Annotated in this window: 24 protein-coding genes; 19 read left to right on the forward strand and 5 right to left on the reverse strand. The window is 36.9% G+C overall.

Going from position 1 to position 23,397, the window contains the following annotated elements; all coding sequences use genetic code 11:
* Window positions 1-172 precede the first annotated feature (172 nt).
* A complete protein-coding gene (trhA, locus tag B1NLA3E_RS02035; RefSeq protein WP_015592195.1) occupies window positions 173-820 on the reverse strand; it encodes a PAQR family membrane homeostasis protein TrhA in 648 nt (215 codons plus the stop codon).
* 139 nt (window positions 821-959) lie between these two features.
* On the opposite strand from trhA, the gene B1NLA3E_RS02040 reads away from it, so the two are divergent.
* A complete protein-coding gene (locus B1NLA3E_RS02040; protein ID WP_015592196.1) occupies window positions 960-1,526 on the forward strand; it encodes a DUF1836 domain-containing protein in 567 nt (188 codons plus the stop codon).
* 104 nt (window positions 1,527-1,630) lie between these two features.
* Here B1NLA3E_RS02040 and B1NLA3E_RS23150 read toward each other — a convergent pair whose 3' ends face one another.
* Window positions 1,631-2,005: a hypothetical protein gene (locus tag B1NLA3E_RS23150; protein WP_051120113.1), complete on the reverse strand. Its 375-nt coding sequence runs from the start codon at window positions 2,003-2,005 to the stop codon at window positions 1,631-1,633.
* Between the two features lie 240 nt (window positions 2,006-2,245).
* Between B1NLA3E_RS23150 and B1NLA3E_RS02050 the strand changes: the two genes are divergently transcribed.
* The 7 genes from B1NLA3E_RS02050 (at window position 2,246) to B1NLA3E_RS02080 (ending at window position 7,976) form a co-directional block, all read left to right on the forward strand.
* Complete coding sequence (locus B1NLA3E_RS02050; RefSeq protein WP_015592197.1) at window positions 2,246-3,622, forward strand: sulfurtransferase; 1,377 nt, start codon at window positions 2,246-2,248, stop codon at window positions 3,620-3,622.
* Window positions 3,623-3,691: 69 nt separating this feature from the next.
* Window positions 3,692-4,120: a hypothetical protein gene (locus B1NLA3E_RS02055; protein WP_051120114.1), complete on the forward strand. Its 429-nt coding sequence runs from the start codon at window positions 3,692-3,694 to the stop codon at window positions 4,118-4,120.
* 248 nt (window positions 4,121-4,368) lie between these two features.
* Window positions 4,369-4,899 (forward strand): acyl-CoA thioesterase, encoded by a 531-nt coding sequence (locus B1NLA3E_RS02060; RefSeq protein ID WP_015592199.1) that lies wholly within the window; start codon window positions 4,369-4,371, stop codon window positions 4,897-4,899.
* A 302-nt stretch (window positions 4,900-5,201) separates the two neighbouring features.
* Window positions 5,202-5,708, forward strand: coding sequence for an acyl-CoA thioesterase (locus B1NLA3E_RS02065; RefSeq protein ID WP_015592200.1), 507 nt, complete (start codon window positions 5,202-5,204; stop codon window positions 5,706-5,708).
* Between the two features lie 178 nt (window positions 5,709-5,886).
* On the forward strand, window positions 5,887-6,510 hold the full coding sequence (locus tag B1NLA3E_RS02070) for a YhbD family protein (RefSeq protein WP_015592201.1): 624 nt from the start codon (window positions 5,887-5,889) through the stop codon (window positions 6,508-6,510).
* A 14-nt stretch (window positions 6,511-6,524) separates the two neighbouring features.
* Window positions 6,525-7,244 carry a polymer-forming cytoskeletal protein gene (locus tag B1NLA3E_RS02075; RefSeq protein WP_015592202.1) on the forward strand — a complete coding sequence of 240 codons (720 nt, stop codon included), beginning with the start codon at window positions 6,525-6,527 and terminating at the stop codon, window positions 7,242-7,244.
* Window positions 7,245-7,265: 21 nt separating this feature from the next.
* On the forward strand, window positions 7,266-7,976 hold the full coding sequence (locus B1NLA3E_RS02080; protein WP_015592203.1) for a hypothetical protein: 711 nt from the start codon (window positions 7,266-7,268) through the stop codon (window positions 7,974-7,976).
* A 151-nt stretch (window positions 7,977-8,127) separates the two neighbouring features.
* Here B1NLA3E_RS02080 and B1NLA3E_RS02085 read toward each other — a convergent pair whose 3' ends face one another.
* The gene (locus B1NLA3E_RS02085) at window positions 8,128-10,269 is read right to left on the reverse strand and encodes an MMPL family transporter (protein WP_015592204.1); all 2,142 of its coding nucleotides are present in this window, start codon (window positions 10,267-10,269) and stop codon (window positions 8,128-8,130) included.
* 510 nt (window positions 10,270-10,779) lie between these two features.
* Between B1NLA3E_RS02085 and B1NLA3E_RS02090 the strand changes: the two genes are divergently transcribed.
* On the forward strand, window positions 10,780-11,424 hold the full coding sequence (locus tag B1NLA3E_RS02090) for a LytTR family DNA-binding domain-containing protein (RefSeq protein ID WP_015592205.1): 645 nt from the start codon (window positions 10,780-10,782) through the stop codon (window positions 11,422-11,424).
* A gap of 131 nt (window positions 11,425-11,555) precedes the next feature.
* Window positions 11,556-13,070, forward strand: coding sequence for an acetyl-CoA hydrolase/transferase family protein (locus B1NLA3E_RS02095; RefSeq protein ID WP_015592206.1), 1,515 nt, complete (start codon window positions 11,556-11,558; stop codon window positions 13,068-13,070).
* A 123-nt stretch (window positions 13,071-13,193) separates the two neighbouring features.
* Here B1NLA3E_RS02095 and B1NLA3E_RS02100 read toward each other — a convergent pair whose 3' ends face one another.
* The gene (locus B1NLA3E_RS02100; RefSeq protein WP_015592207.1) at window positions 13,194-14,957 is read right to left on the reverse strand and encodes a PhoX family protein; all 1,764 of its coding nucleotides are present in this window, start codon (window positions 14,955-14,957) and stop codon (window positions 13,194-13,196) included.
* A 487-nt stretch (window positions 14,958-15,444) separates the two neighbouring features.
* On the opposite strand from B1NLA3E_RS02100, the gene B1NLA3E_RS02105 reads away from it, so the two are divergent.
* The 7 genes from B1NLA3E_RS02105 to B1NLA3E_RS02130 all read left to right on the forward strand — a co-directional run bounded on the left by B1NLA3E_RS02105 (window position 15,445) and on the right by B1NLA3E_RS02130 (window position 20,566).
* Window positions 15,445-16,881, forward strand: a complete 1,437-nt coding sequence (locus B1NLA3E_RS02105; RefSeq protein WP_015592208.1) for an amino acid permease — start codon at window positions 15,445-15,447, stop codon at window positions 16,879-16,881.
* A gap of 182 nt (window positions 16,882-17,063) precedes the next feature.
* A complete protein-coding gene (locus B1NLA3E_RS02110; RefSeq protein ID WP_015592209.1) occupies window positions 17,064-17,474 on the forward strand; it encodes a hypothetical protein in 411 nt (136 codons plus the stop codon).
* Window positions 17,475-17,489: 15 nt separating this feature from the next.
* Entirely contained in the window at window positions 17,490-18,407 is a 918-nt protein-coding gene (locus B1NLA3E_RS02115; RefSeq protein ID WP_015592210.1) for an FAD:protein FMN transferase, read from the forward strand.
* Window positions 18,404-18,967 (forward strand): ferric reductase-like transmembrane domain-containing protein, encoded by a 564-nt coding sequence (locus tag B1NLA3E_RS02120; protein WP_015592211.1) that lies wholly within the window; start codon window positions 18,404-18,406, stop codon window positions 18,965-18,967. The genes B1NLA3E_RS02115 and B1NLA3E_RS02120 overlap by 4 nt, the downstream gene beginning before the upstream one ends.
* Before the next feature lie 154 nt (window positions 18,968-19,121).
* On the forward strand, window positions 19,122-19,391 hold the full coding sequence (locus B1NLA3E_RS02125; RefSeq protein ID WP_015592212.1) for a hypothetical protein: 270 nt from the start codon (window positions 19,122-19,124) through the stop codon (window positions 19,389-19,391).
* Window positions 19,392-19,477: 86 nt separating this feature from the next.
* The gene (locus B1NLA3E_RS25775; protein WP_268870649.1) at window positions 19,478-19,612 is read left to right on the forward strand and encodes a hypothetical protein; all 135 of its coding nucleotides are present in this window, start codon (window positions 19,478-19,480) and stop codon (window positions 19,610-19,612) included.
* A gap of 15 nt (window positions 19,613-19,627) precedes the next feature.
* Window positions 19,628-20,566, forward strand: coding sequence for a magnesium transporter CorA family protein (locus B1NLA3E_RS02130; RefSeq protein ID WP_015592213.1), 939 nt, complete (start codon window positions 19,628-19,630; stop codon window positions 20,564-20,566).
* Window positions 20,567-20,678: 112 nt separating this feature from the next.
* Here the strand turns inward: B1NLA3E_RS02130 and liaG are convergent, their stop codons facing one another.
* Complete coding sequence (gene liaG / locus B1NLA3E_RS02135) at window positions 20,679-21,536, reverse strand: LiaG family protein (RefSeq protein ID WP_015592214.1); 858 nt, start codon at window positions 21,534-21,536, stop codon at window positions 20,679-20,681.
* 553 nt (window positions 21,537-22,089) lie between these two features.
* Here liaG and B1NLA3E_RS02140 point away from each other — a divergent pair.
* Complete coding sequence (locus tag B1NLA3E_RS02140) at window positions 22,090-22,758, forward strand: hypothetical protein (protein WP_015592215.1); 669 nt, start codon at window positions 22,090-22,092, stop codon at window positions 22,756-22,758.
* Between the two features lie 23 nt (window positions 22,759-22,781).
* A complete protein-coding gene (locus B1NLA3E_RS02145) occupies window positions 22,782-23,354 on the forward strand; it encodes a hypothetical protein (RefSeq protein WP_015592216.1) in 573 nt (190 codons plus the stop codon).
* The last annotated feature ends 43 nt before the right edge of the window (window positions 23,355-23,397 follow it).

Raw genomic sequence — 23,397 nt, forward strand, 5'->3', positions numbered from 1 at the left:
ATACATGGATTGTAAAGGGGAAAAGAGGAAGGATTTGTGAATATGTGTACCACATCACCACTTTGGAGTCATCCCCCCCCCAGCACGGTGACGCGGTAAATAAAAAGAGGGTGCCTGACCCCCGGCACTTTAAAGTGTTAATGTGCTAGGGACGGTCACCCTCTTCTATTAGTTAAATTACATAAAGGAATACGGATAAAAAATGTGCCATAGTTCCGAGCATGATGAAAATATGGAAGATTTCATGGAATCCCATAAATTTCGATTGTAGGAATTTCGGCTTAGTAGCATAAATCACTCCACCTATAGTGTACAGTACACCACCAAGGGCTAAGAGGAAAACGCCCATCGAATCAATGCTTCCTGCAAGCGGTGAGATGACAAATACAATCATCCAACCCATAATGATATATAGTGCTGTGGAAAGCCACCTTGGACAATGAAACCAAACCATTTTAAAAATAATCCCGAAAACTGCAGTAGCAGCTATGATTGAAAATAAAACCCATCCTGTTACACCCTTTAAACTGATTAAGCAAAAGGGTGTGTACGTTCCGGCAATTAATATAAAAATCATCGAGTGATCTAAACGTCTAAGGAATGCAATCACCTTATCCTTGGCAATCACCATGTGGTATGTGGCAGAAGCTGAATAAAGCAGAATCATGCTCATTCCAAAAATGGTTACAGCTGCTATGGCAAGCGGTGAACCTGTCGTTAGTGATGCTTTTATAACCATTGCAAGTAATCCAATAAATGATAAGATGGCACCAGCAAAATGGGTAAGACCATTTATTGGTTCCCGAATATAAGTATTCATTAAGGTTCCCCCTATATATCATCATGTAGTTTTTATTACTACTTATAATAATATACTCACTATATGATGTAGTCAATGTTTAATTAATTTTTAAAATACGCTATAATAAACTTAATAAATAGAAGATAGAGGTACTTTTATGGAAAACCTTAATAATATAGTTGAAATGTTGGGTATTGAAAAGAATATCGTATTAGAAGACATCCCTAATATTGATTTGTACATGGACCAGGTTATTCAGTTTTTCGAGAGTACTTTCAGTAGTTCGAAACGTAATGAAGACGAAAAGATTTTAACAAAAACGATGATTAACAACTATGCTAAAGGAAAATTGTTTTTCCCGATTAAAAATAAAAAATATTCAAAGGAACATATCATTCTTATAAGCTTAATATATCAATTAAAAGCGGGCTTATCTATCAATGACATAAAATTATCCTTAGATGGTATCAATGAAAAAGTATCCCTTGAGGATTTTGGATTGGAGTCATTTTACCGCAGCTATCTTACCTTGTGCAATCAAAATGCAAAGAACTTTAAGGAGGACTTATTCATTCGGGCTGAGGAAGTTAAAGAAGAAGTGGTGAAATTAGATGATAAAAATCCTGAATATCTTGAACAGGTTTTACTCATCGCTTCACTTGTAAACATAAGCAATATGTATAGACGTGTTGCTGAAAAACTGGTAGATGAAATCGCAAAATAATAAAGGTGCCTGGCCACTAGTGCGTTACTACTTTAACGCAGCGGGGGTCAGGCACCTTTATTTGCATTACCGTATTGACGTGATGAAGGGCAGCTAACCAAAAGTTAGTTTCCCCATTTCATTGAGAAGGTTAAGGAACAGCAGTTGGTTTGAGAGTGTAATATGAATGTCACTCCAGATGGGGAATATTGTGTGGTGACAGGTACTTTTAGACCGATTGATTTGATTAGATGATCGACATAACTTTGTTTTCCTTGCTGGGCAGCATTCATAATTTTTGTTTCAAAAGACGAATTCGCCAACTTATCCAATAAAATGCTTCCTTGCGCCATTAAAAATCGAAAAGAATGAACAGAATTTGAAAATATTTTCTTATCAACAGTTGGAAATACTCGTTGATAAGGGTAATTTACATAGGTTTCGTAGCTATAGTTGTTAGGAAGGCATGTGGGTGAATAATAATAAGGGTGACCGTGCATTTTCACAGATCTCCTTTCTTAACAAAAACCGAAGCACTATACAATATGAGTATTGGGATATCTTGGTTCATGGAGAAAATGGCTTCTCTTAAATTTTTTAGCTATCTGCATCGGAAAAATAGATAGTAATTAATCGCATCTATGGATAAATTGAATTTATATTAGGATGATGTTTCCTTATACTGAAAAAGTATTAAAAAGTTAGCCTTATAATAGAGAATAATTCAGGGGGAAAACAACATGAAGATTAATAAAAAAGGACTATTCATTTTATCTTTTTTACTAAGCATTTTCCTTTTACTATCTGCTTGTTCAAACAATGAGAAGGTTAGTAATAATGAGAAGGCAGATAAACAGAATTCATCAGAAATCAAAAGTATTAGTACGGACGACTTGAAAACGAAAATTGGAAAAGCTGACTGGGTTATCGTTGATACAAGAGCAAATGATGCGTTTAATGGTTGGGCATTAGATGGTGTTAAAAGAGGTGGCCATATTAAAGGCGCCGTTGATTTTTCTGCAGATTGGCTTAATGTAGATAAAGATAAAAACGATACAAAGTTAGCGGAGATATTGAAAAATAAAAAGATTACTAAAGATAAAAATATTGTTCTTTATGATGCAAACAAAAAGGATTCAAAGCAAGTGGCTGAATTATTAAAGAAAAAAGGCTTTAAAAATATTTACCAATATGATGTAAAAGAATGGGCAGCAAATAAAGATTTGGCAATGGAAAGCTATCCAAATTACAAAATGCTTGTTCCAGTGTCATGGGTCAATGATGTTATCGACAATAAGAACAATGGCAAATCATTCAAGATCTTTGAAGCTAGCTGGGGCGATGAAGCAAAGGATTATAAAAAGGGGCACATTCCAGGCGCCGTTCATATTAATACAGATGAAGTTGAAGAAGGACCTGTATGGAATCGTCTAAAAGACCAAGAACTTGAAAAGTTTGCTTTGAAAAATGGGATCACAACAGACACAACCGTAATCCTATACGGAAGCGACTCAATGCCGGCTTACCGTGTAGCTGTAATCTTGAAATATATGGGTGTTAAAGATGTTAGAGTTGTAAACGGTGGATTTACTGCTTGGTCCAATTCAAGTTATAAAGTGGAGACAAAGGAAAACCAAAAGGAAACTGTTACTTCATTTGGAGCAAAGGTGCCTGCAAATCCAGATTATATCATCGATTTGCCTGAGGCAAAGAAGATTCTTGCTGATAAAAATAAAACTAGTACATTAGTTGATATTAGAAGCTGGGATGAATTTATCGGGAAAACTTCAGGTTATGATTATATAAAACCAAAAGGACGTCCTGCTGGGGCTGTTTGGGGACATGCTGGTTCTGATAATAGTAATCTTGAAGATTTTAGAAACATCGATAACACAATGAGAAATGGTGCAGAGATTAAGGCAATGTGGACAAAAGACGGAATAGATGTAGATAATCAGCTTGCTTTCTATTGTGGAACAGGCTGGAGAGCAGCCGAAGTATTATTTTATGCAGATGTGTTAGGCCTAAAAAATATTTCCTTATACGATGGCGGTTGGAATGAATGGAGTATGGACCCTTCCAATCCTGTTGAAACTGGTGAACCTAACCAGAAATAATTGATAGAAAAAAGACAATACGAAGTTAGTATTGTCTTTTTTCTAACTATAATGGGAGAACGATTAATCATGAAAAATAAAAGGGTTTTCTTATTTCAAACTATGCTTACAATTATTCAATTTTTAAGTATTATTTGCGTCATTGTACTAGAATATTATTCGTCAGAAAAAATGGGAGTTGCGAGATATTTAGTTTATAAAAAACAAGTGTTTGAAACCACATTGTTTACACCTGAGATGCTAAATATTGATACCTTCATTTTCTTGGCAGGGGCCATCATTTGTTTAATCCTTTTAATGGTTAAAGCTAAGGGAAGTGAGCTTGGTAAATTTATATCCCTTTCAGTAGCAACTTTCGCGAATATAATGGGTATTATCTTTTTACATATTGGAACCCAACTTTATGCATATCATTTTTTCATACTTGGAATCATGATTGTTATTGTAATTCAGTATATAAGGCTTATTGTCATCTTCTATCGTAAAAATAGTAAATAAATAGGGTGTCTGACCAAAGTGTGTTAACGCACTGGGGGTCAGGCACCTCATTTTACGATAACGCATTAAAGCGGTTAAGAAGTGGAAGAGGTTATTATTTGAATCTTTAAGTTATTGGGATATAATTATAAAAATACATTATAATATTTATACTTTTATCGCCATGGTCTAGACTAGTAGCGACAAGTAATAAACAGTGCAACAGATGAACGTTCAATAAATAAGAATGAATATAAGGAGTGGGAAAAATGGAAGAAGTTAACCGAAAATATTGTAAAGAATCTCTTGTGATTAAAACGAGTCGCGTTTTTCCAGTAGATACAAATAACCACAATACCCTTTATGGTGGTAAGCTTATGAGCTATATTGACGATGTAGCTTCAATATCTGCTGCAAGGCATTCTAGAGCAGAAGTGGTCACTGCTTCAACAGATTCTGTGGATTTCTTAATGCCGATTCGCCCACAGGATTCCGTTTGTCTTGAATCCTATGTTACCTCTGTTGGGAAATCTTCGATGGAGGTTTTTGTAAAGATTGTTGCCGAGAATTTGAGAACAGGTGATCGTCGCCTTGCAGCAACTGCTTTTCTAACGTTTGTGGCTTTAGACGATAATGGTAAGCCAATTCATGTTCCTGAAGTAGTCCCACAGACAGAAGAAGAAACAATGTTATTTAATTCAGCAAAACAAAGAATTGCTGTAAGGAAAGAGAGCCGTAAACATAGTCAAGATTTTGCAAGTAAATTAAAAATCTTACCACTTTATGCGGTAAATAGATAACCTATTGGCGTATTTCTTCAGTTCGGAGTAGCATTTTTTCTTTCGACCAAATCTAGGTCCAAGGCTTGAGTGCCAAACCTCCAGTGCAGTACCATGCTAGGGGGGCTGGCACTCAGTTTTATGATAAAGCACCAAGGCTTCTTGGTGATGGGATCATTGCGATACCATTGAACTTTTATTATATTTGGATATAATTAATATATTTATCTTGCAAGCTCTGTCTGAACTATCCCTAGAGATGTCTAAGATCCAGCGCAACTAATAAACTAACTCAACTATAAACAGCTATGAGGAGAGAGCAAATGGAAGAAGTACAACAAAAATACTGTAAAGAATCGCTTGTCATCAAAACGAGTCGTGTATTTCCAATTGATACGAATAACAACAATACACTTTACGGTGGCAAGCTAATGAGTTACCTTGACGATATAGCTTCGATATCTGCTTCTAGGCATTCAAGGTGTAGTGTTGTTACAGCTTCAACAGATTCTGTGGATTTCTTAATGCCGATTCGCCCTCAAGATTCCTTTTGTATGGAATCCTACGTATCGGCTGTTGGGAAATCCTCCATAGAGGTATTTGTAAAGATTGTGGCCGAGGATTTAAAAACAGGTGATCGCCGTCTTGCTGTCACTTGCTTTATTACGTTTATCGCATTAGACGAGAATGGTAAACCAAAGAGAGTTCCTGAAGTTGTTCCGCAGTCAGAGGAAGAAATTATGCTATTTAATACGGCCAAACAAAGAATAGATATGAGGAAAGAGCGCCGTAAACATAGTGAAGCATTTGCGAAGATAGTAAAAATTTAATAAAAAAAGGTGCCTGTCCCCAGTTCGGTAAAGCTTTACCGCACCGGGGGTCAGGCACCTCTTTTTGCGTTAACGTATTAAAATGGCGCAACAAAAAATAGAGAGGGAGTAGGTTTGTTTCGCCTTTACAACGTAACAGTGTTATGTTACACTACTTTCGAAGGAGGGAGTTAATCTTATGAGTAATGAATTGATTTCTAAAAAAGATTTATTAGATTTGACTGGCATATCATATGGACAGTTGTATAGATGGAAGCGTAAAAGTCTAATACCTGAAGAGTGGTTTATCAGAAAATCGACTTTTACTGGGCAGGAGACATTTTTTCCAAAAGAGAAAATGTTGGAACGGATTGATCGAATTCAGATGATGAAGGAAAACCTATCTCTTGATGAGCTGGCGGATATGTTTTCACCCTCCGTTTCTGATTTACTTTTAACAAAACAGGTGTTGGTGGAACGAAACATTGTTTCGAACATTGCGATTAATTTATACCAGGAGCAGGTTGGAGAAGTTCAAGAATTTTCTTTTGGGATGATCCTGCACTTGTTTATTCTCGAAAACCTGCTTCAATCGGGTGAAATTCATCTAGAAGAAGGAAAAATGATCATTCAACTTTTGAATGATCACGGAGAAAAGGCCAAACAAAAAGAGACTGAATTAATTCTCATTCGTAAATTTGGAATTTCATCATGTCTAATTGTTTCAAATGCAGAAAGCGTTTTGTTCGAAGAGGGAACAAAAGTGTTAGTCCGATTATCGATCAATGCGTATATAGATGAATTAAAAACAAAGCTAGTGTGACGGAGGCTGAAAAAATGAGTATCGAAAAGCAAGGAGATTTAATCATAAATGGTTTTGGTACGTCAAATGGAGGCATGTTCGAACAAGCGGTTATCAGTGGAAAAGGGACTGTAAATGGGCAGCTGGATTGTAGTTATTTTAAATGTAATGGAACAGGTACTGTTAACGGAGATTTAAAAAGTGAAAAAACAAAAATTAGTGGAAATGGTAAAATAACTGGAAATATAACAAGCAAGGATTTCGTTATTGAAGGAAGGGCTTCAGTTAGTGGTGATGCCCTCATTACCAAAATGGGTGTGCAGGGAAGAGGTTCTGTTGGCGGAAATATTAAAGGGGAAGAATTAAAGGTACAGGGCAGTCTTTATGTTGGAGGAGATTGTGAAGTTGAAACCTTTAAAGCAGAGGGACATTTTGTAGTAGGTGGTTTACTGAGTGCTGAAAATATTGATATTCATACTGCTGGTAACTGTAAAGCGGGTGAGATAGGCGGCCAGAAAATTCGGGTAAGACAGAAGACAAATCTATTTCTAGAGCTACTAAAAGTAGTGTATTCGGTTAAACTGGAAACGGATTTAATTGAAGGAGATTATATTGAACTGGAAAATACTAAGGCAAAAATTGTCCGAGGTAGTCATATAATCATAGGTGAGAACTGTGAAATAGATTTGGTTGAATATAAGCAATCGTTTAATGTGGAAAAAAACGGGAAAGTAAAGAAACATATTCAATTATAACCAAGAAATGAGGTAGTGAAGATGGCCGAAAAACACAACCTTATCATAAATGGATCGGGAAGTTATGGTGGAGGTTTTTTTAATAAAATCAAAATCAGGGGAGAAGGAACGATTACATCTGATTTTGAATGTGAAGCATTTAAAACATATGGAACTAGTAGTATTTTAAAAAATGGAACTGCAGGAAAGTTTGATGTTTATGGAGAAGTGGAGATCCTGGGCAACCTGGTTGTTGACGAGATGAAAATTTTTGGAACAGCAGCAGTCGGAGGAACTGGAGCAATTAGGAAAACGAAGGTCTGGGGAACTCTTGATCTAGGGAATCGTTTTTCTGGTGAAGAAGTAGATATTAAAGGATCACTGTCGGTTAAAGGCGACGCGGAATTTGAAATTTTCCAATCAACTGGTGCATTTGAAATCTCAGGCTTGTTAAACGCTGGAATTGTTAAGCTAAACCCACGCTTTGGAACAAGTAATGCAGATGAAATTGGTGGAGAAAAGATTATTGTGAAAAGAAAGTTGGGTTTTTTTCCTTTTTTCACAGGAGACGGCAGTCTTGAAGCTCGTGTAATTGAGGGGGATGAGATTTTCCTGGAAAACACGAGGGCTGAAGTTGTAAGAGGAAATAGAGTTCATATTGGGGTTGGATGCGAGATCGGTCTCGTAGAGTATAAAGAGGAATTTACTGCTGATGCTAATGCTCGCGTGAAGCAACATAGAAAAGTTGGGTGAGGAGGGAAGAATTTGACTGGGGATAATCAGAAATTAGGTTGGGTCTCTGTCAGATTCAATTGTTCATACATTTATGTGGGCATTAGTCCCATCAAAAGAGGTGCCTCTTTTTAGGCACCTCTTTTTGCATCAACGCGTTAACGTGTTGTGTTTATTTTTGTTTTAATCCAAATAGCCACCAGTTCCAATCACCGAATAGTTTCATTAAGGATGGTACTAAGATCATCCGGATGATGGTGGCATCGATGAAGATGGCCAGGGCAATACCAACACCCATTTGTTTAACAGGAGTCACTCCAGTAAAGGCGAAGGCACCTGTAACAACGATCATAATCGCGGCTGCTGAGGTAATAATTTTACTAGTTGATATTAACCCATGCAGTGTTGCAAAATGATTATCCTTTGTTTCAAGGTAGATCTCATGAATTCTTGAAATCAAAAATACTTCATAATCCATGGAAAGACCGAACACAAGGCTAAAAACAAACACAGGTAGCATCAAAGTAATACTCACGGGATCTATGCCGAGATGTCCCTCTTGAAACACCCAAACTACGATACCAAATGTGGCACTAAGACTCAGGATATTCATAATGATCGCTTTAATTGGGATCAGCAAAGACCGGAAGGCGATCATTAAAATCAAGAAAGTTGACACAAGGATTAAGGCTAGTCCCTTTGGGGTTTGCTTGAAGATTTCATCAAAAATTTCTTGTTCAAATTTGATACTACCACCAAAAGTGGCTTTTACATCATAGTCTTTCTCTGTCCATTGCCTAACCCATTCGCGCTTTTCACTGGTAGTGAGTTTATTTTTTAAATAAACATTAACCAGCATTTTATTGTCAGAAATATAATGGTCGGCCACTGGTTTGAGCGGGCTGTTTGGTTGGGAAAGAGCCATGATGAACTGGTTAGCATCTGTCATACCAGATAAGGAAAAGACAGATTCGACCGAATTGACATCCTTATTTTGGGTCACCGAATTTATGACCGATTGTGTTTTTTCAAGATTGTTTTTATCCAACATTGCATTATCTGTTTCAAGGACTATAATGACTTTATTTTCATTGCTCATCGCCTTGTCGACAAACTTATCTTCATATTTATCATATGCTAATCTTGATTCATATGAAGGAGGTAAAGCATCGATTCCAGGAACCTTCACATCCATATTTTTTACAGGGATGAGGGCTGTGACCAAAATAATCAGCGCCAACGATGCCATAATGACTGGGCGTTTCATCACTATATGGGCAAACTTGCTCCAAATTCCAGGACCATCACCTTTTACTTTTAAAATGTTAAGGGAATGGATTCTGTTCCCTATTAACGAAAGGAGTGCTGGCAGAAACGTAATGGCTGATAGGGCAGCCACTAATACGACTGTCATTCCGCCAATTCCTACGTTTCGGAAAATATCTACTCTGATAAACATTAAGCCAAGTAATCCAATAAAAACACATGAAGCCGAAAATATGATCGAGCGGCCAGCTGTAGCAACAGTCATTGCCACGGCATCTTCAACGGAAGAGTGACTGATTTCTTCTTTAAATCGATTAATCAATAACAAAGCGAAATCAATGCTCAAGGCAAGACCAATCATTGGGACTATGTTTAAAATAAAAATAGTTAAGTCGAAGGAGTAACTAAAGAAGTAGACAATCCCCATTGTGGTTGTAATCGATATGATTCCGACCAGAATTGGCAAGCTCGCTGCAACTAAACTTCCGAAAGCTAATACGAGAACAACCAGTGCGATCGGTAATCCAATCATTTCTGCTTTAGCCAAATCCTCTTGGCTTGCTTGGTTTAAATCTTTTACAATAACTTGTTCTCCGGTAATTAATACCTTCATTCCATCCTGATCCTTTAGGACTGAACGTAGGCGGTTGATCGTATTACCAAGGCTGCCGGATTCTTTTTCAAATGTTAGGATTGCGCAGGCTGTATTTCCTTTTATCATACCGGTTTGTTCAAACGGAGAAACAACATCCTCAACCGCAGGGACGTCTTCAGCCTTTTTAAGAGAATCGTTAATAAATTTCTCCCAGTTTTGTTTGCTTCCATTCTTTTCTTTTTCAAACAACACGATGATGGCTGATTTAGGTTGTTTAAAATCTTGATCAAGGGTTTGGCGCGTTTGTTTATATTCACCGTTGTATTCAAAGCCGTTCCCACTTAAAACAGAAGGCAGTTTCAGTGCAAAAAATCCAAAAACAGCAATGACGGCAATCCAAATGATAATAATGGTTTTTTTAAAGCGAAAAATGAAATGTCCGAACCTGTTCAAAGAGAACCCTCCCAAAAAAGCAATTCTTTATAGCGTTAACGCTTTAATGTGTAATAGGGTGCCTGACCCCCAATACGTTAATGCGTTGCAGTGAATGGGAATAGACACCTCCCTGTATATTTGAAATAATTCATTACCCAAGTAATGTGGTTTTTGTTGTCCATTCTTGTGAAAAAGTTAGGTTTAATACGGACTTTAGAATTGCTCATCATAAGAAAGGAAATTCTTTTTTATGTAATTGAAATCCATTAGTTATTACGAATAATCGGATTCCTTTTCATTATATGAATCGGCTTGAGTAGTGTCAATTTAACGATAAACAGTATAAAAAATGCCATCCATTTTTCATTGAAAAGTGATTTAAAAATAGGGAGGTTCAATCTAGTTAAATTAATTTCTTCTATTAAATATAATGGGGTTAAATTACCTAGTTGAATGATGGAAACTTTTATGGTAAAAGTGTAAAATTATACTATCTACTAAACTAGCGTATGGGAAAGGTGTCAAAAGATGAAGCAATTAACGGCAACTGCACTTTTAGATGTTATAGGTGAGCTATTTTCGGATGAGACCTCTATTGCCGTTTCAAACAACAAAGAATATATATATTATCGTCCAAGTAAACGAATCGACTTAAAAATTCGCGCTGGGGATTTAGTGCGAGCAGGTACTATTACATATAAAGCCATGAGCACCAAGCAAAAAGTCTCAGAATTTATTAATCGAGAAATGTTTGGTGTTCCTTATTATGGCATGGCGGTTCCTTTTTTAAACGAGGGACAGGTAGAGGGATGTGTAACAGCTGTTTTTCCTGCATTGACAGATGGTAAGTTATTCGTAACGGTTAGAGTTCACGATGGGTGGATTCCGGTCCCATTTGCTCAGGTAACCTATTTAGAAGCAAAAGAGCGAAAAACCCATGTGTTTACAGAAGGATTTTCAGGAACTCATAAATACTCTTTACAGGAATTTGAATATTTTCTACCGAAGGATTCGTTTATCCGTTGTCATCGCTCCTTCATTGTCAATGTAAATCACATCAAAGAAATTTATCCTGATACACACTCTACATTTGTCTTACAGATGAAAAATGGTGATCGTATCCCAGTTAGTCAGTCATATTCTAGTTATTTTAGAAAATTACTAGTATTCTGAATAAACACTTCTGTTTCGTGATTAAAATTAACTGTTTTGTCACAATTTTGCCTAATTTCGTTCAAAAAATCTATCCTGTTATATTACACCTGATAAAATTATTCAAAAGAGTAATATAGGGGGATGGAAGAGTGGATAACAACTTCAGCCGGATAAAAGACGTTCGTTTACAAAATCGTGTTGTTTCAGCAGAAGAAGCTGCTTCATGGATTGAGGACGGAATGACATTAGGATTAAGCGGATTTACAAGAGCAGGAGATGCGAAAGCTGTCCCTTATGCATTGGTAAAACGTGCTGAAACAGAAGATTTTAAAGTTAATGTGTATACAGGAGCTTCCTTAGGCTCAGATGTTGATAAATTAATGGCAGAAGCTGGCATTATTAATAAGCGATTGCCATTTCAAGCAGAACCAGCAATGCGAAAAAAGATTAACTCTGGAGATATGTATTTTGTAGATAATCATTTATCTCAAACAGCTGAATGGATTAGACAAGGTGCAATTGATGAAATTGACTTTGCGATTTTGGAAGCGGTTTCGATTACAGAAGATGGGATGATTATTCCATCAACATCTGTTGGAAACAATTTAATATTTGCTCAATATGCTAAAAAAATTATCGTAGAGATTAACTTAGCGCAGCCGGAGTTTTTAGAAGGACTACATGATTGTTATGCACCAGAAAAACAGGGTGAACGAGGTCCAATTCCGTTGACTAAAGTTGATGACCGGATTGGAACAATCGGAATTAAAGTTGATCCAGAAAAAATAGCCGGAATTATCTTTACAAATCAAGCGGATTCACCATCCACAATTGTTGATCCAGATGATGAGACAGTAATGATGGCAGACCATTTAATTGACTTTCTACGTAATGAGATTGAAGAAGGACGTTTAACAGAAAAATTAGCACCACTTCAATCAGGGGTTGGCTCTATTGCAAACGCTGTATTCCATGGCTTCTTAGACTCTGAATTTACTGATTTGGAAGTATATTCCGAAGTCCTTCAAGATTCAGTATTTGATTTGATGGATGCTGGAAAAATTAAGTTTGCATCGGGTTGTTCGTTTACTTTATCACAAAAAAGAAATGACACACTCTTTACCGATTTTGATAAATACCGTGATCGTCTTGTGTTAAGACCACAAGAAATTTCTAATCATCCAGAACTTATTCGCCGTATGGGTCTAATTTCTATTAATACAGCTTTAGAAATTGATATTTATGGAAATGTCAATTCAACTCATGTTATGGGTACAAATATGATGAACGGAATCGGTGGGTCTGGTGACTTTGCACGGAATGCTCGCCTAGGCATATTTGTTACAAAATCAATTGCAAAGGGCGGCAATATTTCGAGTATCGTTCCTTTTGTATCACACGTTGATCATACTGAACATGATGTAGACGTCATTGTTACAGAGCAAGGATATGCAGATTTACGTGGATTAGCTCCAAGAGAACGTGTTGGATTAATCATTGAAAATTGTGTACACCCAATGTATCGTGACCAATTACGTGAATATTACCAAGAGGCGCTTACAAGAGGCGGACAAACTCCGCATGTCTTAGAAAAAGCATTTTCTTGGCATGAAAGTTATAAGAAAACTGGATCTATGCTTCAACCAGTTGCAGAATTAGTATAAAAAATTTGAGGTGACTTGCCCTGGTATTCACACCTGGGGCAAGTCACCTTTTTGTTTACGCTTTTTTTCTATGAAACATCATGAGTGTCGTCCTTTATTCGTTTACCCACATTTTTCATAAGCTTATCTTTTATCTTCTAGTACAGGGAGCCCATCCAAATATCCAACATTTCCAGGGTTTTGTGAGCTTAGCATCAAATAACTGTGCCCGTTTAAGTTATTAACCATTTGCAGCCCAGTTGCTTCACCACCATCAGGTACAGAGGCAATGCGGGAAAGCTTTTTCGTATCGATATTATAAGCCCAGGCGAAGTTATTTTTGTGCATGTCGCTATCTTCGGCAATAAACAAGGTTCTCATTTCTTTAGAGAAAACAATGTTATCAGGGTTGGCAATTTTATCAATATTTGCTTTGTTTCCAGCGGCATCTTTAACAGAAAGATCCTCGCCTGTAACAAGGCCGTTCATTGTTGTAGCTACATAATTACTTCCTATTGCTTCTCCACTTCGTATCTTTTGCCCCTTTGCTAACTGAAGCTCATAAACTCCCCCAGCAGCGATCTTTGAAACGTGGATATCATCAGCAGGATCAGTGGGATTCGTTTGCATTCCACTTTGGATGTAAGACATCACCATATACAACTTATTATCTTGCTTATTTACCTCAACTGCTTCCATTTTATTAAACTCGGAAGTGGCCCCGATAAGCGCACCATAACGACGAGATTCAAGGAAAGCGGCAGCTTTCTCCATTCCAGGCTTCAACTTTAACCATTCCGTTTTTCCACCGCTGCTATTTGTCTTTATTTTCTTAAAACCATTAGCAGTAGCATAAACATCATCGTTTGTTGTTTCAAATATATCACTGAATTTCAAAGATTGAGCCATTTTCTTGATTTCATTATCCGTTCCATGACCTAACTTAATCCATTCTAAATTGGCTGAACCTCCATTTTGGTCGCCAGTTTGGTTCCATTTTGACGCATAAAGGGTTCCAGCAGAAAGATCTTTGGATTTGTCGGCAACATACATAAACATCATCGTATAAGCACCGTCATCTCCGTAATATACTGTTCGCTCATCTGGCATAACGACAGTTCGCTCAAACGAGAGACGACCCATGCTATAGTGTTTTACTGCTGTCGCTGTACCGTTTGGATGAACTTCAACCTCTGGAAGATGCCCATAAAGATATGGATTTCCAATCAAAGTTTGATCTTTGTAAAAGTTCCTGGCGAATTGAGTAACGGATGAATTCTCAGGATTAAGTTCATGTGCCTTTGCATCTGGCTCATATTCTTCACTGCCAAGGTGAGTGTTCCAAGGTGATAATATTCCTGCACACGGCGTCCAAATCCCACCATCTGCTGAAAAATCAACCGGCTTCATGTCTGTTACTTTAAGCTCACCCGTTTTCTTATCCTGTTCGACCGTATTTAAAATCAATGCTTTTGGCAAATTACCGATTGAACTAGGAACACTTTCATAATGGTTTAACAAATATAGCTTACCACTTTTTCCATTTACGCTAAGTAGACTATTACTATCTGGTGCGGTAGAGACGAAAGGCTTTCCGGTTTTAGGGTCCAATATCTCATTCCCATTAGCATCATAGGTGGTCCCAGCGGTTTTTCCATTAATAACATCCCCGGGTTGAAACAATGTCTTATATTCGAGCGGAACTGTTTTTTTCGTTCCATTATTATATGTAATGACTGCAGATGCCTTACTATACAATTTTGAAAGTTCATCCGCTGTTTTAGGAGTATCCATGCCGATAAAATCAACCTTTTCTACCGAAACAGGTTTTTGGGCATAAACATTCACCGCGGTAGGGACAAGAATTGCCAAACTTAACAATGGGGCCATTATTTTGCGTTTTTGCATTTTATTACCTCCGTTTTTTTACATATTCAAGTACATGTACATCATAGAAAATAAATATTAAGTAAAGGCTTGAATAGTGTAAAAATTCTATAAATTTATATAGAGGGATGTAAATGGAGGCGGTGGTTTTCGCTTATTTATTTTTTAAAATAAGGCTGTGTTAAAGCTCAATGTTGATTTTACTCACATATAAAATGGAGCGGAAATCAACATTCAAATTTAACACAGCAAAAAAAAAAAATCCGATCACAAGGACCGGATAAAAAGAAAAAAAACCAGGGAGGTTTTTTTAACATGTTCTCATCATAAATGATAAAAATGAACAAAGTATGAACGAAGATGTAACATTTTTTTAAAATAATGCTATTCCAAGCCAAACCCTCGATTCCTCAAAAAACGTGTAATCTCTCCAGAAATCCAATTTGTCCTCATAAACTTCCAAAGAAAAACAAATACTATTAATAAATAAAAAATAGGGGGAAATGCCATGGAAAAGGGCATATCAGTGTTTCACCTTGTCATGATGGGGCTTGGATCTGTAATTGGCGCTTCGTTTTTTCTTGGGGCATCAATAGCAATTCATGCTGCAGGACCATCAGTTATTGTTGCTTATATATTAGGAGGAGCACTCGTATATATAATCCTATATGCACTCTCTGAGATGACGGTTGCCGATCCGGCACCAGGTTCTTTTCGGACCTTCGCTAAAAAAGCTTATGGTCCGGGATTGGGATTTGTAGTTGGATGGGTATATTGGACAGGTCTAGTTATAGGAATGTCAAGTGAAGCGACAGCTGTATCTATTTTACTTCGGAGCTGGTTTCCCGGAATTTCAGTTGGTTTATTTGGCTCAGCGATTATCATCGGTATCACTCTATTAAATTTGTTAGGTGCCGAACGTTTAAGTAAGTTGGAGAGTGGGCTTACATCAATCAAATTTTTTGCGGTTGTAGGCTTTATTTTAATTGGTGTAGCACTGATCGTTGGCCTTTTTCCGGGAAGTCCGAGAGTGGGAATTGGGGAGTTGGCGAGAGAGCCGATTTTTGCGGGAGGTTTTGGCGGCATTGCAGGTAGTATGTTAATGGTAATGTCTACATATGCTGGTTTTGAAATTATAGGATTAGCTGCTTCTGAAGCGAAAAATCCCAAAAAAACAATTCCAAAGGCCATTTTTTTAACAGTACTAGCGTTAGTTGGCCTATATATTGGAACCATTGCAGTCATACTGCCACTCATTCCGACTGCTGGCCTTAATACCAAGGTAAGTCCCATTGTTGCTGCTCTTACCAGGCAGGGGGTTGGCTGGGCTGCAAATTCCATTAATTTTGTCCTGGTATCTGCCATTCTTTCGACGATGTTAGCTTCAACATTTGGTTTAGGAAGAATGATTCGGTCATTAGCGGCAGAAGGGGATGCACCAGCTTTTATTAAAGGAAAAGGAGAAATTCCTTATCGGGGCATTTTGCTGTCAGGTATTGGAATGCTTGCCTCATTAGGTATGGGACTGTTGCTACCAGCGAATATATATACGTTTTTAGTAAGCTCAGGCGCTTTTGCATTGCTTTTTACTTATGCGGTAATTGTCGCTTCCCAATTACGATTTCGAAAGAAAAACGGTTGTACTGGTAATTGTCAGTTGCCTGGTTATCCATACACCTCATGGTTTGCATTAATCAGTCTCATTGCGGTTATCGTTTGCATGCCTTTCGTCAAAGGCCAGGGAGCAGGGCTTGCGGCAGGCCTAACATTAGTGGTCTTTTTTTCGGTTGTCTTTGGTGTTTTAAGAATAAGAAAAAAACGGTTTCAGCCAAGTGGGGAAAATCAGAGATCTCCCGTTTCCCCACGAAAACTTCAGCCGAATTTTGGGTTAGAGGTATCTGAAGAAATTTTACCTAGCAAGGAAAATGAGAAAGAGAGAGAATGACTTCCACCATGATTATGGTGGATTTTTTTGGGGGAATTTTAAGGCTTCAATCCTTTTCGTCCGTGGAAAATAAGACTAATAATCTTAAATATTTAAACTTTTTTTCTAACAATAGACATAAATTATTCATTTTTTGTGGGTAAGCTTATTTCATGATTACAATTTCAGGAGGAGATTAAAAAATGAAAGAAAATAAAGTTTTAAAATGGGTCGTTGGTTTTTCAAGTGTTGCTATGTTCACAGGGTTTATAGGATTGACGCAAAAATCAGACGTTACGGATGGCCAACAGGTTTCTTTAAATAATTCTAATCAGCAAGGAAAACAAAGTGACAGTACCAAGCAAAATCCTTTTGTAAAAGAAAATCCTTCCTGGGGTGGAGGGTATAATGGCGATGATGAAAGTACAAATCAGGGGAAACGCTTCCAAGATAACGATGCTAACAGTCAAGAAAATCCAGGCTGGGGTGGGGATCTTGAAAATGGTTCTAATCAAAGCGAGAGCGGAAACTCAAGTGATTCTAATCAAAACCAATTTGGTACCAATGGCGGAGGTTTTAGTGATAGCAATCGCGTAAATGGCAGAGCATCGTAGGAGGGGGATTAAGAAATGCATTCATTTCGCGCTATGAATACCAAAATTAGTACTCATGGGCTTCCAACAGTCGCTGCAGAAAAAGTGGAGTCAATGTTCCATTTTACAGAGGAAAAGCTTAGCCGTTTTAAGGAGGATAGTGAACTCTCCCAGCTTAATCGGTCTGTTGGGTATCCCTTTCTTGCATCAGATTTCCTATTTCAAATCATCAATACAGCCAATAGCTTTTATCAGAAAACAAGTGGAATATTTAATCCTTATATTGGTAAAATAATCTGCGAGTTAGGGTATGACAAAAGCTTTGAAATGATCCAAACTAAGCGGAGTAGATTATATAATCCTAACCAAATAGCTACGGAATATTCCGTTGAAATTAATTCAAGAATGAAAAGTATAACTTTGGCAAACGGTATAGCTGTGGATCTTGGTGGAATTGCAAAAGGCTGGGCAGCCCAGCAAATATCTGAGTTACTACGGGGTAACGGTATTACTTCAGGTGCAATTGATGCTGGTGGTGATCTTGTCCTGTGGGGAAATAGGAAGGAAGAGTGGGAGGTAGAGATTGCTAACCCAATTGACCCCAATCAGAATGTGTTTCGTTTTAATATCGGAAGCGATGCTGGCATCGCAACAAGTAGTGCGATGAAGCGCCGTTGGCAGAACACAGAAGGGGAAAGCATCCATCATATTATCGATCCAAGAACATTAAAAAGCGGGGACTCTGACTTGATTCAAGTTACTGTGTTAGCTCCTGATTTAACGACTGCAGAGGTTTTTGCAAAATGTCTACTGATTCTTGGTGAGGACAAAGGGAAACAATGGCTTGCAGAACGAGCGCCTAAGCTTGCTTACTTAGGTGTAAAAAGTGATTTTTCTCTAGTAATGGGCGGGAAATTAGAAAAATATTGCATGAAGGGGGTAGGGATAACATGACTGAATTTCTAAGTGTTTTGGGCGGTGTTCCATCAGTTTGGAGTATCACAAAGGCAGCCGGGCTAACATCTTACGTCTTATTATTCTTGGCGATCATGGCGGGAATGTTGCAGAGCTTTCCGTCAGTTAATCCAAAAAATAAAGAATTCCTCCATTTAGTCCATCAATTTTCGGGATGGTTTGGCTTGTTATTTGGACTTCTTCATGGGCTAGTATTAGTTTCTGATCCAGATACTCAGTTTAGCCTAACAGAAATTTTTGTTCCATTTGCATCAAATAATGATACTATTTTAGTTTCGCTCGGCATAATATCATTTTATATCCTATTTTTCATTATGCTTTCTTCCGATGTGGTCAAGATTCTAGGAAAGAAATTTTGGCGAGCCATCCATTTTCTTTCCTTTCCGGCCTACGTTCTTGCCCTCCTTCATGGAGTTATCCTTGGGTCAGACGCTCAAAATAGTGGGATCCCGTGGCTTTACATGATTACAGGAGCCAGTGTAGCTGGATTATTCGTGCTGAGAATGAGTAAATCAGCCAAAAAAGTATCGACCGCATAATCGTCACGCATTACCGCGTTACAGCACTGGGGGTCAGGTGCTCTAACGCAAATTAACGTATTAAAGAATCTTTGCGTATTCTCTTGGTAAGCATCTTGGCAATTTTATTTAGTTGGTCTATAATTTAATTGTAAGTTATTTCGGGGGGGTAAAAATGGAAGTTGACCTGGAATTACAGGCTAAAGATTTGTTTAAGGAAGTTATTTGGGACGGTAGTGTCGAGCGAATTGCGGTTTGGTTGGACGGGGACTGGTCTGTTACTTCAACAACCCATTTTGATGAAAGAATAAAAAATGATCATCCTGTGTATGTCTTAAATTTACGGGAGGTCTTTTCTGAGGTTAATTTTTCATTTGAAAGCATTGAACAACTGATAAATCGAATTGAAGATAGGTTAAATGGACGTGATCCAATAGATGCTTAAACTGTGATAATTTATTATTGCAGTTTTTCTTATTTAGGGTATAAGATAGATGATGGATTACAAACAATACGAAGGAGTTGATATTTTTGAGTAGTCAAGGTTCTCCTGACCCTGAACCGAACAGTCCAAACGAGGAAGTCGGATTTATCTTTTTTTGTAGCAGGAGTGATAAAATCAATCATATCAACTCTTTAAAAGGTACGTTTGCTTCCTCCAGCTAATGAGGAGGTTTTTAGATGATTGAATTTTACATTGCAAACGGGGAAAAAAAGATTGAGAAATTGGAAGAAATAACAAAAGGCTGCTGGATCAATATGACCTCACCTAATGAGGAAGAGATTAATCTAGTTGCAAACAAACTAAATATCCCTGTTGACTTTATTAAAGATGCACTTGATGACGAGGAAAGATCAAGAATCGAGCGGGAAGACAATAACGTATTGATTATTGTCGATTTTCCATATATTACACATGATGATACCGGAATCCCAATCTATGAAACGATACCAATTGGGATGATCATTACAGATGATTGCTTTATCACAGTTTCATTAAAAGAAACTCCAATTTTGGGAGACTTTTATCAAAATAAAATTAAAGGTTTCTTTACGAATAAAAAAACGCGATTTTCCTTGCAAATCCTTTTTTCAATTTCTACCTATTACTTAAGATATTTGAAACAGATCAATAAGAAAACGGATGAAATCGAGAGAGGGCTCCATCAATCAATGAAAAACAAGGAGCTCTATGGATTATTAGCGCTGGAAAAAAGTTTAGTTTATTTTACCACTTCCCTAAAATCTAATAAAATAGTTTTAGAAAAACTTCTGCGTTTGAGCCATTTAAAAATGTATGATGAGGATAAAGAACTATTAGAAGATGTGATCATTGAAACTCAGCAAGCAATCGAAATGGCGGAGGTTTATAGTTCGATTTTAAGTGGAATGATGGATGCCTTTGCATCAGTTATATCTAATAATCTGAACATGGTAATGAAATTTCTGACTTCGATCACGATTATTTTAGCTTTGCCGACAATGGTTTCCAGCTTCTTCGGTATGAACGTTGACTTACCGTTTCAGCACCAACGACATGCATTTACATTTATAATTTTAATAGTTGTTTTTCTATCAAGTCTAACAACCTTTGTTTTTTGGAAAAAGAAATTCTTTTAAAAGAGGTGCCTGACCCCTGATGCGCTACCGCGTTAACGCATCGGGGGTCAGGCACCATTTTTTGTGCTACCGCATTAAAGTGGCGAGAAAAAAACAGCGCCCTGCTTTATTGTTAATAGATTTTGATGCTTCCGCTTGAAACGGTAAGATTGATTTTGTTCTTTCCTGAACCGTGTTTTCCATTGATTGTTTTAGTATTTATTTCTTTGCTGTTAAGGGGGAAATCACAAGAAATGGTGCCGCTGCTTGCTTTACCATTTAAGGTAAAGTCCGCCTGATTTGGAAGATCCAATTGGACTTGCCCTGAACTAACTTCTATATCAACAGAATCCTTTAATTTATCTATTTGTAAGTCTAATCTTCCAGAGGATAATTGGGCATCGATCGCACCGGAATAATGCTTGATGTCAAGGCTTCCGGAACTAATATCAAATGAACCAGATTTTGTTGTTAAGGAGCTCACCGCTACATTCCCCGATGCTTCATCATGGATTAATTGGTTAACCTCTAAGTTTTTGAGTTCCACATTCCCTGAACCTATATCTAGCGATAATTCATCCAATTTCATTGGCTTATTTTGCGAGTGACCAGAAAAGGTTAGGTTTCCAGATCCCAAATTAATTCTCATATTACGATGATAATCTTCCGGTATATAAATATTTAATTTAGCTTTGTTTGAAAAATTAAACCAATCGAACCAATTTACTTTTGCAGACACAGTTATTTTATTGCCATTGCGATTAATGATAACTTTTCCCTTACCATTTAAATCCGCCTTAATATTATTTCTGTTTTCTGGAATAATGTTTGTGCTAACACTTGATACATCAATATCAATCTGATTAATATTATCCGAAATAACACCCTGATGATCCTGGCCCCCTAAATTAAACAAATCCAAATCAAAGAAATTGTGAAAAACTACATATAGTCCAATAAGGATTAAAAAAATAAACAGAATTTTTTTCATACCTCATTTTCCGTCCCTTCAATATATTAGAGTATCTATTCTTACTAAAATCCTCATATAAATCATATATCATCTGATAATCTTCCATCAATGAACTAAAGAACGAATTGTAGGTAAGACTTGAGGCGGATTATGGATGTTTTAAAAAGGTCATATCCACACTATAAAATGAAATAATCTCTTTGCATCAAAGGAATTTTGAGAAAGAAAACCGTGAATTTTACAGGAAGCTCCACCGGAAGGCGGATTTTTTTCGACAATGTTCCACCGTTTTCTTATCTACTATTCAAATGAAAATATGATGGCTATGGGGTATTTTGTGTAAGATAGATAATTAATTGTCCAACTATATGTAAAATTGTGGGTGTTTGTCGAGAAAGAAAGGTTTACAAAAGCCAAGTTTGTGATAATAATTTAAATTGTGCCAATATTCTATATTTAATTCTATCAAATAAGTAGGGTAACGGCTTATTTTGGAGTCATAATGAAAAGTTTATATAAAATTGGTTCAAAAAAACGAGTGTAAATCAGTCAATGAAATGGAGGAAAGAACATGTCAAAAAGAAATAAAGGAATTAAAAAAGAAAACCAAGCTACTGAAGGTGCTGAAATCAATCTTAACCTTGAAAACCAAGAGGTTGATAGCAATCAACAATCAAACGAGGGTCAGCTATCAAGTTTAGGATTACTATGGAAGAATGCATTTCAAGAATTAGATTCATGGGTTGAAAGATTAAATTATCATGATGAGGTTTTTTTAAATGCTGCAAGAAAGTATGTGGAGAGAGTCAATCAGAATCGGGAAAATATGAACCTAATTACGGAGCAATTTAATCGAGAGTTACGTGAATGGGAAGGAACCGCTCGTGAAGAGTTGCTTATGACGACCACTTCGATGCAACAGTTTTTCCCAAAGAAGTCTTACCATGAAATTAACGAAGTAATGGATGATATCCAAAATAAAACAACATCAATCTTCATCACTCCCATTCAAGCTATATCGAAAGGCGAGACCATTGATAAATATCTGGAAACGGTTGAGCAATATATGGCTCTTCGAAAAGATAGTAGAGAACAATATATTAATAATGTTAAGCAAACTGCAAATGTTTTATATGAAAATCAAAAAGTTTTTGTTAATCTCTTCACGAAACAACTCAAAACAGCTATTTTCCCTTTTCAAAAATATATGGAAAAATCCAGTGAGTTAACAAATATATAAAATTTATTAGGAGGTAAATAAAGGTGCCAAGCAAAAATGGATACGATCCATATGAAATAATTAAGTACTTTGGTGAGATTTGGGGAAAACAAATTAATGATTACATATACCTTGTAACCAATAATAGTGAATATGGGGAATTAATAAAACGAGGAAATGACCCTCTCGCTCGTCAGCTTGAATTCTTTAGAAAAAATCAAGAAGTGTTGGCAAATATCTTTAATTTACCAACAAAAAATGATTTGAAGAACTTAGCTAACTTTCATATTCAAACTGAGGAAAAAATAGAATCCCTAGAAGAACAAATCTGGAGTTTGCAGGATTCTATCAAAGTGACAAATAAAGATATTGAAAGTGTTGTAGAGGTTTCAAAAGAAATTATTAAGTTAACCAAACAATTAAAAACAGAATTAGTAAAAACAAAGAAGGAGCTAGCGGAAACGAAAGTATTTCAATCCGACCTTCAAGACATGAAAAAGGAATTAGCACAATTGAATAGCTTTAAAGAAGAATTTGAAATGCTAAAAAGCTTAATTGACAAGGGTGACCAAAAGGCATCAATCCTAGCAGGGTCCACCTCAGCCCAACCGAAATAAATCCAGTTATATGTAATAGGACAAGCCATAAATTATGGGGGGA

The organism is Bacillus sp. 1NLA3E, assembly GCF_000242895.2.
In the GTDB taxonomy this organism is placed as follows: domain Bacteria; phylum Bacillota; class Bacilli; order Bacillales; family Cytobacillaceae; genus Bacillus_BU.

What these genes read in the sequence shown, in the direction of transcription:
- B1NLA3E_RS02040 (WP_015592196.1), top strand. Translation starts at nt 960, where the DNA reads ATGGAAAACCTTAATAATATAGTTGAAATGTTGGGTATTGAAAAGAAT.
- B1NLA3E_RS02130 (WP_015592213.1), top strand. Translation starts at nt 19,628, where the DNA reads ATGATTGAATTTTACATTGCAAACGGGGAAAAAAAGATTGAGAAATTG.
- B1NLA3E_RS02090 (WP_015592205.1), top strand. Translation starts at nt 10,780, where the DNA reads ATGAAGCAATTAACGGCAACTGCACTTTTAGATGTTATAGGTGAGCTA.
- liaG (WP_015592214.1), bottom strand. Translation starts at nt 21,536, where the DNA reads ATGAAAAAAATTCTGTTTATTTTTTTAATCCTTATTGGACTATATGTA.
- B1NLA3E_RS02070 (WP_015592201.1), top strand. Translation starts at nt 5,887, where the DNA reads ATGAGTAATGAATTGATTTCTAAAAAAGATTTATTAGATTTGACTGGC.
- B1NLA3E_RS02110 (WP_015592209.1), top strand. Translation starts at nt 17,064, where the DNA reads ATGAAAGAAAATAAAGTTTTAAAATGGGTCGTTGGTTTTTCAAGTGTT.
- B1NLA3E_RS02125 (WP_015592212.1), top strand. Translation starts at nt 19,122, where the DNA reads ATGGAAGTTGACCTGGAATTACAGGCTAAAGATTTGTTTAAGGAAGTT.
- B1NLA3E_RS23150 (WP_051120113.1), bottom strand. Translation starts at nt 2,005, where the DNA reads ATGCACGGTCACCCTTATTATTATTCACCCACATGCCTTCCTAACAAC.
- trhA (WP_015592195.1), bottom strand. Translation starts at nt 820, where the DNA reads ATGAATACTTATATTCGGGAACCAATAAATGGTCTTACCCATTTTGCT.
- B1NLA3E_RS02100 (WP_015592207.1), bottom strand. Translation starts at nt 14,957, where the DNA reads ATGCAAAAACGCAAAATAATGGCCCCATTGTTAAGTTTGGCAATTCTT.
- B1NLA3E_RS02120 (WP_015592211.1), top strand. Translation starts at nt 18,404, where the DNA reads ATGACTGAATTTCTAAGTGTTTTGGGCGGTGTTCCATCAGTTTGGAGT.
- B1NLA3E_RS02065 (WP_015592200.1), top strand. Translation starts at nt 5,202, where the DNA reads ATGGAAGAAGTACAACAAAAATACTGTAAAGAATCGCTTGTCATCAAA.
- B1NLA3E_RS02115 (WP_015592210.1), top strand. Translation starts at nt 17,490, where the DNA reads ATGCATTCATTTCGCGCTATGAATACCAAAATTAGTACTCATGGGCTT.
- B1NLA3E_RS02080 (WP_015592203.1), top strand. Translation starts at nt 7,266, where the DNA reads ATGGCCGAAAAACACAACCTTATCATAAATGGATCGGGAAGTTATGGT.
- B1NLA3E_RS02105 (WP_015592208.1), top strand. Translation starts at nt 15,445, where the DNA reads ATGGAAAAGGGCATATCAGTGTTTCACCTTGTCATGATGGGGCTTGGA.
- B1NLA3E_RS02075 (WP_015592202.1), top strand. Translation starts at nt 6,525, where the DNA reads ATGAGTATCGAAAAGCAAGGAGATTTAATCATAAATGGTTTTGGTACG.
- B1NLA3E_RS02050 (WP_015592197.1), top strand. Translation starts at nt 2,246, where the DNA reads ATGAAGATTAATAAAAAAGGACTATTCATTTTATCTTTTTTACTAAGC.
- B1NLA3E_RS02140 (WP_015592215.1), top strand. Translation starts at nt 22,090, where the DNA reads ATGTCAAAAAGAAATAAAGGAATTAAAAAAGAAAACCAAGCTACTGAA.
- B1NLA3E_RS02055 (WP_051120114.1), top strand. Translation starts at nt 3,692, where the DNA reads ATGAAAAATAAAAGGGTTTTCTTATTTCAAACTATGCTTACAATTATT.
- B1NLA3E_RS02060 (WP_015592199.1), top strand. Translation starts at nt 4,369, where the DNA reads ATGGAAGAAGTTAACCGAAAATATTGTAAAGAATCTCTTGTGATTAAA.